The organism is Photobacterium halotolerans DSM 18316 (assembly GCF_000425165.1).
In the GTDB taxonomy this organism is placed as follows: domain Bacteria; phylum Pseudomonadota; class Gammaproteobacteria; order Enterobacterales; family Vibrionaceae; genus Photobacterium; species Photobacterium halotolerans.
On the sequence record NZ_KE384321.1, the window covers coordinates 44889 to 58619 of the forward strand.

Consider the following 13731-nt stretch of genomic DNA (forward strand, 5'->3'; position numbering starts at 1 on the left):
GCTTGTTATCAGGGGTGAATCATTACAAAGGCATTACGCCGATTGCGGACGCGCTCTGTGACACTGAGCAGGTCGCTTGTTGCCGCCAGCTGCGTTACCGGCAGGTCTTGCATTGCCCGCTGATTGACCCGCCTCAGAACGTCCGGCACCATTTTTGTTTGCAGCATTAGCCTGACCATTCGTTCTGCGCCTTGGCTTTTGCGCAGAATTCCCACTGGCATTGTTTCTCTCACCTTGAGCCTGGCCTGAGCGCGGTTTATTCGACTTCGGTTTCTTCGGCTTTTTCGGTTTAATTGGACGCGAATCCAGCTTAGACTCCGGCAATGGATTACTCGGTTTGTAACCGTCCAGTTCCATACGCGGCAGCAGTTGCTGAATTAAACGCTCAATGCCAAACAACTCGTCGGCTTCCTGAGCGCACACCAGCGAAATCGCTTTACCTGTTTCACCCGCACGGCCTGTACGTCCGATACGGTGAACATAATCTTCCGCCACATTGGGCAGCTCAAAGTTCACCACTTGTGGTAACTGAGGAATATCGATACCGCGTGCCGCAATGTCTGTCGCCACTAACACGCGAATTTTGCCCGATTTAAAATCAGCCAGCGCTTTGGTTCGTGCGCCCTGACTCTTATTACCGTGAATGGCCGCAGAAGCCAGCTTCTCTTCAGACAAAAATGCTGCCAGGCGGTTTGCGCCGTGCTTCGTACGGGTAAACACCAACACCTGCTGCCAGTCGCCATCCTTGATCAGTTTGACCAGCATAGGCGCTTTCTTCTTCACATCAGCCGGATAGATACACTGCTCAACCGTTCTTGCCGTTGAGTTCGCGGTATTGACAGAAATTTCAACAGGGTTGTTTACCAGGCCTTTCGCCAGGGTGCGAATTTCTTCAGAAAACGTTGCTGAAAACAGCAAGTTCTGACGTTTCGCAGGAAGCAATTTGAGAATTTTTTGAATATCGCGGATGAAACCCATATCCAGCATGCGGTCAGCTTCATCCAGCACCAGGACTTCCAGCTGATCAAATTTCACTGCATTCTGGTTATACAAATCCATCAGACGCCCTGGTGTTGCCACCAGAATATCTGCGCCTTTGCGCAAACGCAGCATCTGCGGATTAATCTTTACCCCACCAAACACCACAGCACTGCTCAACGGCAGATGACGGCTGTAGACAGACACGCTTTCCTGCACCTGTGCTGCCAGCTCGCGTGTCGGCGTTAAGATAAGCGCACGCACTTGGTTACTGCGAACCTGCGGGCCCTGATAAAGACGCTCAAGAATCGGTAATGTAAAGCCAGCGGTTTTACCTGTTCCCGTCTGAGCTGCAGCCATGACGTCTTTTCCATCTAACACTGCCGGAATTGCCTGTGCTTGAATTGGTGAGGGAGTGTCGTATCCTTTTTCTTGAATAGCTTTCAGGATTGGCGCAGAAAGACCTGTTGAGGCAAAACCCATATATGATTCTCAATTGTTAATGATGTGAATGTTCGCCTAACTCTCTGACGGCGAAAAGTCCGACATTCTGAGGCTTTCACTCCCCGGTAGCAACCTATTATTGTGATTTGTTTCGTGTCAGGTTGAGAGAAAGAACGTCAACAGAACAATATTCTCAGCGAAAAACCGCGAGAGCTTGCGAGAAATTCATCGAAAAATCAGCAAGGATCAGTAGCCAGAATGAAGCATGGGTGCCATTTCTTCAGCATGTCATCGTGAAGAAATAGCACCAGCCCAATGCGTCACGCGCATTTCGCTCAATATCTATCAGATCAAACTGAGCTTTATCTTTTCATCGCTATAGCTGTTTGGTAAAGCTGCCAACCGCCATATCCACTTTCTCGGCCCCTTTGCGAATATCACTCATCATTTGCCCCGCTTTGTTTGACAAAGTGAGTGTTTCAGATGCCTGAGACAAACCCTGTTCAATCAAATGAACCGCATTTCCGGTTAAGGTTAAATTCTCAGATACCACAGCAACAATTTCTTCAGTGGTCTGGCTTGTCCTTGATGCGAGTTGACGGACTTCATCAGCCACAACGGCAAAACCACGTCCCTGCTCACCAGCTCTGGCCGCTTCAATGGCAGCATTCAGCGCCAGAAGGTTAGTTTGCGCCGCTATCCCATTAATGCTGCCCACCAACTCGTTAATTTTCTGAGATTGCTCATACAGTGCCTGGATACCTGCATTCGCTTTTTCCATCACTTTTGTTAACTCTTCCATTTTCTCTATGGTTGAATCAATAACTTGCTTGCCTTGCGTCGTCTGCTGACCGGTCTCTGTCGAGACTTCATGCGCAATGTCAGCGGCTTCCGCAATCGCAATCTCACGATTAATCTGATCTGTAATCACGGTGGCAAATTTAACGACTTTATATAACTCACCATGTGCGTTATATATGGGATTGTAAGACGCTTCTAACCAAACAACATTTCCATAGCTGTCGATACGTTTAAACCGGTCAGAGACAAATTCCCCTTGTCCCAGCCTTTGCCAAAACGCACGATACTCAGGAGAGCTGGCCTCTGAACTTTCACAGAAAATGCGATGATGCTGCCCGACAATTTTCGTTTTTTCATAACCCATAGACGCCAGAAAATTGCTGTTAGCATCAAGAATAATACCGTCTAATGTGAACTCGATGACTGCCGTAGAACGGTGCAAAGCATTAATAAGATCCTCTTGCTCCCGGGACATTGCAATGGTTCTGGTAAGCTCAGAGGCATAAATAACAATATGCTTAATGCCGCCACCCGCAGACAAAATAGGTTGAAGAATAGCCCTCAACCAGGCTTCTTCACCATTTCCTTTTAAAATTTGCAATGCACCATTCCAGTGCTTCCGCTGCCTGATTGCATCAGACATCAAATGAAAGTGGCGAGTGTCCCGCGCCTGCAGAGGAACTAAATCGGCAATATGTTTACCTTTAATCTCTTCCAGCGGCAACAAAATGTCACTTTGAAACAATGTGTTAGCTGAAATTACATTCCCACCCTCATCCAGAGTCAGTCGGAGCATATCAGACTCTATACTCTCTTCAACTTGCGATAATGCATATAGCTCTGCTTTCAGCTCATGGTTTTGTTGCTTTATTTTTCTGAAAAACATATCACTTGTCCTGCGAATCTTGTCATGGGTGAGTGAAGTAAAATTAGGAATGATACAAAAAAACCAGAACGATCGCTCTGGTTAAGAATGACACTGTTATTGTTTGGCAAGCTTTACGCTGATACAAGACATAGCCTGCCGGCAATTAGTCTACCTGATTGTCAATGTGAGATCACACACTTTGAGAATTAACTTAAATGAATGATTTTAATGAACTTTATCGAAATTTCTCTTTGATGATTTTTACCAACTAAGACATTAATATTGAGCTCAAATGCTTTGAATATGTATGCTGGCCCAAACAGCGGGACAGGCATTGGGCACGAAATGGCTGCCCTCTGCCATCGAAACAACTCAGATGGCGAGCGTTACGGATCATTTCGGGCTTTTCGGGGGTTGTTTGGCCTTATCCGATCGTGCCGGACTGCCAGGCACCCACCATGATCCAACCTTGTCAGCTTCTGCTGTCCGCTCTGCCTCAGTGAGATTACGCGTACGGACAATGGAAATCAGCATTGAGCCGCCGATCAGAACAGCTGTGATCAATAACGCCAATTCCGTCGGAATGAGCTTAGTGCCGAAATACGCGTTCACCAGCATCTTCACTCCAACGAAGATGAGCACCAGTGAGAGTCCGTACTTTAAGTAATGAAAGCGGTGTATCACCCCCACCAACGCAAAATACAGTGCCCGCAAACCGAGAATGGCGAACACGTTTGACGTGTAAATAATAAATGGGTCGGTTGTGATAGCAAAAATAGCAGGAATGGAATCCAGTGCGAACACCACGTCGGTCAGTTCCACCAGCACCAGCGTAATGAACAAAGGTGTCATATAAAGCAGGCCATTCCGGCGGACGAAAAATTGCTGACCGACAAAACCTTCCGTCACCCGAAAATGTCGCCGCATAAACACCGCTACGCGGTTTTTGTCCAGATCCGGCGTCTGACTCACAGTGACCAGCATTTTGATGCCGGTAAAGACCAGAAATGCACCAAACAGATAGATCATCCAATGGAAGGTATCAATTACAGCAGTCCCTGCCCAAATGAGGCTCCCGCGCAAAACCAGAGCGAACAGCACTCCCCAGAATAGCACCCGATACTGAGATTGAGGCGGCACCGAAAAATGCATAAAAATCAGCACAAAGACAAATATATTGTCGACGCTTAAGCTCTTCTCAATGAAATAACCCGTCAGGAACGCGTACCCTGCTTCCCGGCTCATAAAAGCAAAGATCCCGGCCGCAAAAAGCAGCGCCAACATGACATAGCCAAGACTAAGCAACAGTGCTTCACGTACCGCAATCACCCGGTCGCCCCGGTGCAGGACACCAAGGTCCAAAGCCAGCAACAAAATGACGAACAGGTTAAAACCGATCCACAGCCAAATCATGTCCATATTATTGCCCGGTCACCTTGAGGTTAAAATTGCCAAAGAGTGCCACCTCGGATTAAGTAACCTGTACTGTCATCACTAACGCCGAAAGACTACGCACCCAAACTCATCACCGAAAGTGTAGCGGGTGTTTGGCAACCGGGAGATTTATCAGCCATTTTAAGCAGCTAAACCTTTAAGCAACTGAACACAGCTGGCTAGAATTTACCCGTTATATGCTGGCCGTTTCATTAAATAATATCCGGTTAGAAAATGGATCTGTCACAGTAAAACACCGCGCTCCCCAGGGGGCATCTTCAATGGTTGGCTTGTTATATTTATAAGGCTTTAACGTGATCTCTGAAAATAACGTATCCAGCTCACTGACATTAACAAAAACTTTGCTTCCAGGCGTGCAGTCGCCTGAATGCTCACTGAGATGAAGAACAAAATCTCCCTTAGACACTTGCATGTAAATCGGAAAATCTTCTTCAAAACGGTGCTCCCAGTCCAGCTCCATGCCCAAAAATTCCAAATAAAATTCTTTGGCTTTATCCTCATCAAAAATCCGAATGACGGGTATCGTCTGACACTTCATAGCCACTGCTCCTCACACATTGCACAGGTATCGATATCATCTGATCGTGCCATTTCCATGTACGATCCCACGGCATCCAACCGACACTTGCAGAATACTCACACTAAAGCCGTTAGTTAACGGGCGAAGGCTTCAAGTGCTTTACCTGTTAGCCTGTAAATTACCCACTCATCTTGCGCATTCGCCCCAATTGACTTGTAAAACTCTATTGCAGGCTCGTTCCAATCCAATACACACCACTCGAAACGACCACACTTTTTTTCAACGGCCAGCTTAGCCAGGTATTTCAATATCGCTTTTCCTGCCCCGACTTTACGGTACTCAGGTGATACATACAGATCCTCTAAATACAGACCATGTTTACCTAACCAGGTGGAATAGTTATAAAAATAGACGGCAAAACCAATAGGCTCGTTGTTCAGCATGCAGATAATTGAATGAACAGTGGCGTCTTGCGCAAAGAGACTGTTTTCTATATGTTCCAGAGTGGCTTTGACTTCACTCTCCTGCTTTTCGTAGATGGCTAATTCAGTGATGAATTTCAGTATAGTGGCTGCGTCATTGACAGTTGCCTTCCTGATTTCAATCTTATTGGTCATCTTCCATGACTCCTCTAACGTAGATCAAGTAACAATAAATCGAGTGGTATCAACCCAGTTATCTGTAATCTGCCTTATTTTATGACACAAGACATCTTCTCACGTAATTAAGAAACGTAAAGCTCTGTTCTCGATAAGAATTACGATGATAAATAGTCATTTATTCATCCTGATTCAGGCCGAGTTCTTTTTGTTTTTTCTTACTTAACCCTAAAGACACAATACGGTATGACTCTTTGAGGTAATATCTTAACGCTTCATCTTTTGTGCTGGCGGTATCGGTCTGCTGAATCCATTTCATCCCCCGCGAAGCCAGATAGGGCGCAGGTCTGAATCCGGATTCATCTTTTAAGATATTAAAATTAAGCTCAGAGGCTTTGAAGGTGTATGCGGGCCCGCCCGATTTGTCCCAACCACCAATGGCGAAAACTTTACCACCCACTTTCCAGACATGGGCGCCTCCCCACTGAACAACGTATGTCGTTGCGGGCAAAGAGCGGCAAAATGCATTGTATTCATCATATGTCACAGGAATAATCCTTTTCATTCATCATCGATGGCACAGCATCCCTTATTCATCCTGCCATTCATTATGGTCAAAGCCAATGGCCCTTAAAACATGTAACCCAGCCAATCTAGCTGCCCGGACTCCCAGTGTTTACCACTAATAGGCTTAATGAAAAGATCATCAAGATGTTCAAAGGCGACACCGAAGTTTTTATGCTCATGCAACCTCAGCCAAGCACTTGGTGCATGTATCTGCCTGAAGCCATTATCCGTGTAAAACTTAGTCAGATCAGAGACTAACATAATGAAATCGACATCCCGACTCTTCGAATATTCGCTGAGTTGCGACAACATAGCCGACCCGATGCCCTGCCCCTGATGCGCTTTGGCTACACAAAAATCGATAACGCCAAGCACTTTAAATGCGTATTCCCCAACGCCAATAACACGATAGTCCAGCCCCAGGTAGCCCACTAACCTTTCATCTTTGTATTCCAGCGCGCGCATATGCGGTAACTGTTTGTAATATGAACGGGCAACTTGATGATCGGGAAATGCTTCATTCCGGAGTGCGGTTATCGCGGCATGCTCATCGCTTGTTACGTCTAACTCAGGTTTGATGTTCACAGTTTACTCCTCAGAGACTGGCGGTCATGAACATTATGTTACAGACACAGAGGTTTTCGGCTGTTTTATCTGAAAGTTAGGACAGAATTGGCAAAAAAAAACGCCCCCGCTAATGCGGAGGCGGTGCTCAATGGAACAGCCATCTCATCAAAAATTATTGTGTGCCGGATTACTTTTTATAGTGCTCGTACACTTTATTAAATGCAGCGGCGAATTTTTCCATGTGCTGCTCTGAATAAACAGGATGGGTATGGAACACAATCGAGCTGTCTCCCAGTTGTCTGGCCACCTTGCAGTCCGTTAAGGTGTAATCAATCTGCCGGTGGGCCGGGTCGTTAAACGGGTAATTATTCGTGCCAAACCCATTTTGCTTCTGGAATGCATCTTCATTGTAAACTTCTGGCCAGGGCACCGGATAACCAGGTACACCTTCTGCATCAATGGCTTTGGTGAAGGTCTTGATGTCACAACTAAGCTTGCTCATATCCAGAACAAACGGCGCCCACCAGAAAGCATTGCCACGTATTTCATCATCAGCCGGTGCATGCGTAACTAAAGGGTGTTCCTTCAGTAACACAGTCAGGAAGCGGCCATTACGGATTCGCTGTTCCAATGCCGTTGCCTTGAAGCGGGATAACTCCCTGATACCAATGGCAGACTGAATTTCTGTCATCCGATAATTAAAGCCAACCTGAGTATGGATGTAAGGCAATTTCTGTGAGATTTCAAACAGACCCAGTCTTTTGGCTACGTCGTAACCGTGATCGCGGAACGAGCGGCATTTCCAGACCAGATCTTCTGAATTGACGTACACAGCACCGCCTTCACCGCCTGTTGTAATGTGCTTGCTCTGACAAAAACTGAAGCAACCGGCATCACCAATAGTACCCAGGTAAGCCCCTTTGTATCTGGCTCCCAATGCCTGCGCACAATCTTCAATGACCTTTAAATCATACTTTCTGGCGATCGCCATGATAGCGTCCATATCGGTCGGCACCCCGAATGTATGCACAACCACAATGGCTTTGGTTTTATCGCTGATTTTGCTTTCTACCGACCTGGGATCAAGGGTATGGGTATGATCAACATCGGCAAATACAGGCAGCGCACCCGCTTGCAGAATAGAAAATGCGGTAGCAATAAAGGTATAGGACTGACAAATCACTTCATCACCCGAACCAATACCCAGTGCGGAAAATGCCGTATGTAAAGCTGATGTACCATTGGTGGTAGTGACGACATAACCCTCGCCCAGATAGGCCGCTAAGTCCTTTTCAAAGGCCATTCCACGTTTGCCGGTCCAATAGTTAATTTCACCGGTTTTTAAGATGGCTTCAATATCATCCATCACGGATAAATCCAGACTTGGCCAGGCTGGCAATGCCTCTGAAATGACAGGGCTACCGCCCAGAATCGCGAGTTTATTCATAAATTTTCCTGCTTAAAGATGTGATGCAAGCCAACGGGACAATGCGCATATGGTAAAGGCCGGATTGGCGATGCCCAGACGAGGAAAAGCGCCAGGCCCAATGGCATACACGCCCGGCATGGCGGTTAATTCCAAATCGTTTGTTAAAGCAATATCACCGGTTCCGCCTATGGGGTGCGTACAGCTTTCGTGTTCGTACGAGCCGTAAGGGAAGATAAACCGCGTATACACGTTGGATTGTTCCGTTTCACTCAGTGCTGCCAGTGCCTGCTCTATCTCGGTACTTTCTGTCGATCCGAAGAAAGCGCCCGATTGTTCTGTCGGTGTGTCAAACAACGGTACTAAGTCTGCGCTTAACTGCTCACTGGCAAATTCAACAATGCGTCTGGCAACACGGTTGTAGTTTTCAATCCCTGCCTCTGAATGGTGTGACTGAATTTCCAGCTTTGTCTGTCCCTGACTGTAATGACAATGGAGCTGGCTGAATTCAGACTGATGCGGGTTTTGCTCAACCACGGCCATCAGTAACAAAAGGCGATCGCCGCTGTCGAGATTCGGTCGCTCAACCACAAAGATGTTGGTATTCAGGTCATGATGCTCGCTGAAACCATGCCACAACATTTCATGGCGGTATTGAGCAATGCGTTCACCCTGACCAATCTTAACGGCGATACCAATACAGTAATGATCGGTAACCTGTGCTGTGGTGGATTTTTCCAGCGATGTGGAAATAATCTTGTTATTCACCAAAGCCGATGCCGACAAAATACATTTATCGAACGGTAACGGATTCACAGTCCGCCCTTCCTGATCGATAAGAAAAAAACCTTCCGGTTTCTTTTCCACCTTGGCGACAGTCGCTCTTTCAATTCGGATCACCCCATCCCTGATAAAGGGTTCAAGCTGATATAAAGGACTGTATGACGAGAATGCTGCATTCTCGCCGACAACGGCCGCCTGAGGTGCATGAATTAAAGGCATGCCAACCGGCTGTTGCCTGGTCATTTCAGGGTATTTACCGGTAAATTCCTTCTGCAACCGCCGATACAGTCCATCATGGCCATTTAAACGCTGTTGCCAAACTTCAGGCCAGCTTGCCAGTGCCTGCGGTTCCAGCGGCAGCATGACCCCGTGATAACACAGCGAACGTCCTCCCAAACGCTCACTGATGCCACCGATGGCCCAATGCTCATCCGCCGTCCAGTGCACTTTCTTTTCATCCCCTTGCAAAACACGGGTATCGCAATGCACATGTTCTTTACGCAAATCCGGTCCGGCTTCATAAATCACAATCTTATTTCCCTGAATGGCGGAATAAAGCGCAAACTCAAGGCCAGACAGTCCCCCTCCGACTACACAAAACGTCGACATATTCTCTCCTTAATTAAATCCCCTTTCGGGCGAAGAATTACCGTCTGTCAGCCAGGTATAAAATAGTCAACCCGAACAAACCAACAGCCGATGAAATAAATATTGTCGTGCTGATATCAAAGAAATAATTACCAAAGAAATAGACAACTGATGAAACCGAAGACGATACAAAGAAAGAGATCGACAGCAACGAACTGCCAACCCCCGGCCTTCCTTCTGCCAGCGACTGCAAAAATCCGATAGGGATACTGATCAGACACGCCGCACCCAGCGCGATCAATGGAACCAATATATAAACATGAACGATATTCTGAGTCACAGACAACAACATGGTAGATAATGAGAATATTACCGCACCCATAATTATTACACTGGATGTTTTCTTTTTTTGTGCCGTCTTAGACCAATAAAAAATAAAGAAAACCTCAAACACAGCAATACCAGCTTCGAATACCCCGATGTCTGAATACTCACCCTTCACCTGATTAACAATAATAAAAGGTACAGTCGCATCTAAGGTAAATAGCATGTTGGTGACAAGCGATACGCTTATCAGTTTAATAATATTCGAAGTATGGAATACTTTAGAGATAGGTTCGGAAGACAACATGGATTTATGGCTTTCATTGACAAACTTTTCTTTAAAGTACAACATAAAAATCAGACAGCACATAATCCCAGAGAACAACCAGATAAAAATCAGCTGTTCTTTTTGCAGCGCTAGCATACCAATCATACCCAGGGTTAACACATACCCCATCGAGTAGGTCGAACGCAGTGCCGCATTCTCATTGTGCGCATTATCAGTACCATCTACATTGCGCTTCGCCGCGGCATAACCAAAAATCAATGAGTTCAATACACAAAATACAGGCAGCAACAGACAATTAGCTAAAAAGTACGTATACTCGTTCGGCCAGACATAAAGTGTAATATTTCCAAACACACCACAGACACTGCAAATAATAATATACTTTACAAAACTGCCTTCTTTATCTGATCGCATACCAAAGTAAATACTAAAGAAGGTAATGATTACTCCAGAAAGCAGAATCACTAAACTGTAATAAATCTCCTGCAAACCAATAACATCGACACCAAAAATATTTTTATAGGGATTCACAGCAGCATTTGCACTGGCAAACAATAAAATTGCAAATACCTGTTTGTTCATAAACAGAGAAACAGGCGAATCTGAGCGACCGAACGATTTTAAAATATTGAACATATAAAGCCTTTGTGTCGCATGCACTGATAAGAGCATGGTCAATTAAGGTGTGAATCTGAAATCCTGACAATTAACCGATAAGTCAGTTGGCGGAAGATTAAACACAAGAATATGTTTTTTATATATGCAAAAGAACTTCTCTCGAGTCACTTAATACTATTTAAAGAAACAAACAGAGCTCAACAATTAAAAGCGTGATCAAGAGTAGATACCAAAAAAGGAAGCAATAAAATATAACTCTCAGCCTGATCATCATCAACAACAAACTCTCCGACAAACCACCAATGGAAGCGACAATAATCTGCTTATCTATCGGATATAGCTACTTTATACCAAGAACAATAACACTGTTAGATCAGCCCATTAAAGATAGAATTATCATTAATTATATTTACAATCAAAGCATAATGAACCATGTACTTTTTTATAGAAAAATAATACCAGGACAGACATAAGAAGGAGGAATATCAGAAAGGAAATCAGGACAGACACAGCAGGAAACTATCGGCAAACTATCGGGACAGGCACAGTAAAGCTCCAAGCTATCAGGACAGACACCAGATGAAACGATAAGCTATCAGGACAGACCGATTAATGCTACGCGTCACAAGCGACTTATCGTCAGCGCCGCGTAACAATAATATGGAGAATGCGGACTCTTTATGATCAGGCACTCTGATTCAAAGCTTTTCAGTGAACTCGCCACAAGCTTCGCATTGATAGCCATGGCGGTAAAAAAACAAGGGAAAGCCCAGTAAAAGGAAAACGACAAATGCAGGTCGTTTTCCCTTTGTGTACGGCAGTAAATCATGGCTGCCGCAACGCGGACAGGCATCCGCTTCCCCGGTGAAGATATGACTGTCCTCGACAGCTTGTGACTCAACAGCTTGCGAGAAGTCGCAGCTCAAAATATCACGGGCTTGTTCAGCCTGTTGTTTCGCGACCATCAGGCGTACGCCACCCATCGCATTGGAATACAGCCACTGCACATTCACTGTATGCTCGTCAGCCAGATGGCTATGAATACCGGCAGCCTCAAGGCTGGCTTTCGCAATATGCGCTTCGTGGGGAAACGAAAAACGGGCAACAACAATCATATATTCTTCCTTGTGCTTAACCAGACTGAGCGGTGCATGGCAGCACCGCGTTTCTTAGCCCCTGTCTACAGCTCCGCGCAACCGTTGCTAGCAATCTACGATAGTTTCGAACCCGCCATAAATAAGGCGCTTGCCATCAAACGGCATGGGGTTCAGATTCTGATCACAGATAGGATCTTTCATAAACAGAGCCATGCCTTCGTCTCGTGCCGCTTTTGAAGGCCATTGGATCCATGAAAACACCACTGTCTCACTGTCTTTACATTTAACTGCCATAGGAAAAGACGTGACTTCGCCATCTGGTATATCATCGCCCCAGGTTTCGACCACACGCTCGGCGCCGTACTTTTTAAAGACCTGTGCGGCTTCTGCGGCATGTTGTCGGTATTCCTCTCGTTTGTCTGTTGGCACAGCGCAAACAAAGCCATCAACATAACTCATGATCTTTCTCCTCTGCCTATGGTGCGCTACGCACCTCTGTGTCTTGATAACTCACGTTATTCTCGCCCTGCAACTCGCGTACCGGACGGATTTCTACGCTGCCGTAGCGTGCAGGCGGGATCTTACTGGCCATCTGAATCGCTTCGTTCAGATCCCGGACATCTAACAGGTAGAACCCTGCCAGCTGTTCTTTGGTTTCAGCAAACGGGCCGTCCGTAATGTCCACCTTGCCATTCCGCACGCGTAACGTGGTGGCCGTCTGGACAGATAGCAGCGCCTCGCCTCCGATCATATAGTCACGCGACCGCAGGGATTCACCGCAATCGATACACTCACGGTTGAGCGCATCCCACTCGTCTTGCGTCAGCGCCTTCATTACTGATTCGTCGTAATAGACCAAAGCTACATATTTCATCGCCCTGATACTCCCTGTCTGATTTAAGAAGCCAGCTACTGCTACTGCTACTGCTGGTGCTGGCTGTCGTCGCCTGGTAACATCACCATCCAGCCCATGCCAAACTTATCCGTTACCTGGCCATATAACGGTGACCAGAAGGTTTTTTCCAGCGGCATACGTACTGAACCACCGTCTGCCAGTGCATCAAATACACGACGCGCTTCCGCTTCGGAGTCAATCGTTAATGCCAGATTGAACCCGGTAAACGGACCCTCGTCACCGCAGCCGTCTGAGGCAAAAAGTGTCATGTTTCCGACCGTAAATTCGCAGTGCATCACCTTGTTTTCAAAACCGGGAGGTAACATACCCTCGGGCACAGGATCCGGGCTTTCATTGAACCGAAATAACATGCCCACACTGGCGCCGAGGTGTTTCTGATAATATTCCAGCGCCTCATCACAGCGGCCAGAGAAAAACAGATAGCAGTGTGATTGCGCTTTTTGCATCGAAAGCGTTTGCCGTAACTGAGTTTCTTGTGCACGAACCGTTCCGTCACTGTCGATCTCGTCAAAGTCTTCCATTTCATAAAAAGGGCGGATTTCAATGTCGGACGCTTCTTCCATCGGGTTCGGGCATTTTTTTACCCATTCAACGGCTTCATCCATCGAGTTGACGTTCCAGACCCAATAACCGGCCACTAACTCATTGGTTTCAGCAAATGGCCCTTTGGTCACGATGCGTTCACTGCCATTAAAACGCACACGAATGCCCTCACTGCTGGGTTTTAAACCGTCGCCCGATGCCATAATGCCGGCTTTCACCAGAGTTTCGTTGAACTCGCCCATGGCCATTAACAATTCCTGGGTTGGCATCTTGCCGGCTTCCGAACTTTCACTGGCTTTCACAATTACCATGACTTTCATTGCGCTTCTCCTGTCTGTGTATTCAGGT

Annotated in this window: 14 protein-coding genes and 1 pseudogene; all 15 read right to left on the reverse strand. The window is 46.4% G+C overall.

Translation table 11 applies throughout. The features are described 5' to 3' along the window. Positions 1-33: 33 nt before the first annotated feature. Positions 34-1461 (reverse strand): DEAD/DEAH box helicase, encoded by a 1428-nt coding sequence (locus tag H511_RS0116060; RefSeq protein WP_027253222.1) that lies wholly within the window; start codon positions 1459-1461, stop codon positions 34-36. Positions 1462-1798: 337 nt separating this feature from the next. Then, complete coding sequence (locus H511_RS25235) at positions 1799-2353, reverse strand: methyl-accepting chemotaxis protein (protein WP_248616616.1); 555 nt, start codon at positions 2351-2353, stop codon at positions 1799-1801. Next, a pseudogene (locus H511_RS25240) lies at positions 2339-3109 on the reverse strand (PAS domain-containing protein); the annotation flags it as partial. The gene H511_RS25235 and the pseudogene H511_RS25240, both read right to left, overlap by 15 nt. Positions 3110-3484: 375 nt before the next feature. Continuing rightward, entirely contained in the window at positions 3485-4510 is a 1026-nt protein-coding gene (locus H511_RS0116070) for a TerC family protein (RefSeq protein WP_027253224.1), read from the reverse strand. A gap of 208 nt (positions 4511-4718) precedes the next feature. After that, positions 4719-5084 (reverse strand): glyoxalase superfamily protein, encoded by a 366-nt coding sequence (locus tag H511_RS0116075; RefSeq protein WP_027253225.1) that lies wholly within the window; start codon positions 5082-5084, stop codon positions 4719-4721. Positions 5085-5200: 116 nt separating this feature from the next. Continuing rightward, the gene (locus H511_RS0116080; RefSeq protein WP_027253226.1) at positions 5201-5683 is read right to left on the reverse strand and encodes a GNAT family N-acetyltransferase; all 483 of its coding nucleotides are present in this window, start codon (positions 5681-5683) and stop codon (positions 5201-5203) included. 160 nt (positions 5684-5843) lie between these two features. Beyond that, on the reverse strand, positions 5844-6212 hold the full coding sequence (locus tag H511_RS0116085) for an MmcQ/YjbR family DNA-binding protein (protein WP_027253227.1): 369 nt from the start codon (positions 6210-6212) through the stop codon (positions 5844-5846). 83 nt (positions 6213-6295) lie between these two features. Next, the gene (locus tag H511_RS0116090) at positions 6296-6817 is read right to left on the reverse strand and encodes a GNAT family N-acetyltransferase (protein ID WP_027253228.1); all 522 of its coding nucleotides are present in this window, start codon (positions 6815-6817) and stop codon (positions 6296-6298) included. 169 nt (positions 6818-6986) lie between these two features. After that, entirely contained in the window at positions 6987-8246 is a 1260-nt protein-coding gene (locus H511_RS0116095; protein WP_027253229.1) for a DegT/DnrJ/EryC1/StrS family aminotransferase, read from the reverse strand. Between the two features lie 12 nt (positions 8247-8258). Beyond that, positions 8259-9617, reverse strand: a complete 1359-nt coding sequence (locus H511_RS0116100; protein WP_027253230.1) for a hypothetical protein — start codon at positions 9615-9617, stop codon at positions 8259-8261. 37 nt (positions 9618-9654) lie between these two features. After that, positions 9655-10869, reverse strand: coding sequence for an MFS transporter (locus tag H511_RS0116105; protein ID WP_155804914.1), 1215 nt, complete (start codon positions 10867-10869; stop codon positions 9655-9657). 656 nt (positions 10870-11525) lie between these two features. Next, positions 11526-11942 (reverse strand): putative signal transducing protein, encoded by a 417-nt coding sequence (locus tag H511_RS0116110; RefSeq protein ID WP_027253232.1) that lies wholly within the window; start codon positions 11940-11942, stop codon positions 11526-11528. A gap of 87 nt (positions 11943-12029) precedes the next feature. Continuing rightward, positions 12030-12383 carry a DUF1428 domain-containing protein gene (locus H511_RS0116115; protein ID WP_027253233.1) on the reverse strand — a complete coding sequence of 118 codons (354 nt, stop codon included), beginning with the start codon at positions 12381-12383 and terminating at the stop codon, positions 12030-12032. A 16-nt stretch (positions 12384-12399) separates the two neighbouring features. Continuing rightward, positions 12400-12798: a YciI family protein gene (locus H511_RS0116120; RefSeq protein WP_027253234.1), complete on the reverse strand. Its 399-nt coding sequence runs from the start codon at positions 12796-12798 to the stop codon at positions 12400-12402. Positions 12799-12845: 47 nt separating this feature from the next. After that, positions 12846-13703 carry a YciI family protein gene (locus H511_RS0116125; RefSeq protein WP_027253235.1) on the reverse strand — a complete coding sequence of 286 codons (858 nt, stop codon included), beginning with the start codon at positions 13701-13703 and terminating at the stop codon, positions 12846-12848. Between the last annotated feature and the right edge of the window lie 28 nt (positions 13704-13731).

What these genes read in the sequence shown, in the direction of transcription:
- H511_RS0116060 (WP_027253222.1), bottom strand. Translation starts at nt 1,461, where the DNA reads ATGGGTTTTGCCTCAACAGGTCTTTCTGCGCCAATCCTGAAAGCTATT.
- H511_RS0116070 (WP_027253224.1), bottom strand. Translation starts at nt 4,510, where the DNA reads ATGGACATGATTTGGCTGTGGATCGGTTTTAACCTGTTCGTCATTTTG.
- H511_RS0116075 (WP_027253225.1), bottom strand. Translation starts at nt 5,084, where the DNA reads ATGAAGTGTCAGACGATACCCGTCATTCGGATTTTTGATGAGGATAAA.
- H511_RS0116080 (WP_027253226.1), bottom strand. Translation starts at nt 5,683, where the DNA reads ATGACCAATAAGATTGAAATCAGGAAGGCAACTGTCAATGACGCAGCC.
- H511_RS0116095 (WP_027253229.1), bottom strand. Translation starts at nt 8,246, where the DNA reads ATGAATAAACTCGCGATTCTGGGCGGTAGCCCTGTCATTTCAGAGGCA.
- H511_RS0116100 (WP_027253230.1), bottom strand. Translation starts at nt 9,617, where the DNA reads ATGTCGACGTTTTGTGTAGTCGGAGGGGGACTGTCTGGCCTTGAGTTT.
- H511_RS0116110 (WP_027253232.1), bottom strand. Translation starts at nt 11,942, where the DNA reads ATGATTGTTGTTGCCCGTTTTTCGTTTCCCCACGAAGCGCATATTGCG.
- H511_RS0116115 (WP_027253233.1), bottom strand. Translation starts at nt 12,383, where the DNA reads ATGAGTTATGTTGATGGCTTTGTTTGCGCTGTGCCAACAGACAAACGA.
- H511_RS0116120 (WP_027253234.1), bottom strand. Translation starts at nt 12,798, where the DNA reads ATGAAATATGTAGCTTTGGTCTATTACGACGAATCAGTAATGAAGGCG.
- H511_RS0116125 (WP_027253235.1), bottom strand. Translation starts at nt 13,703, where the DNA reads ATGAAAGTCATGGTAATTGTGAAAGCCAGTGAAAGTTCGGAAGCCGGC.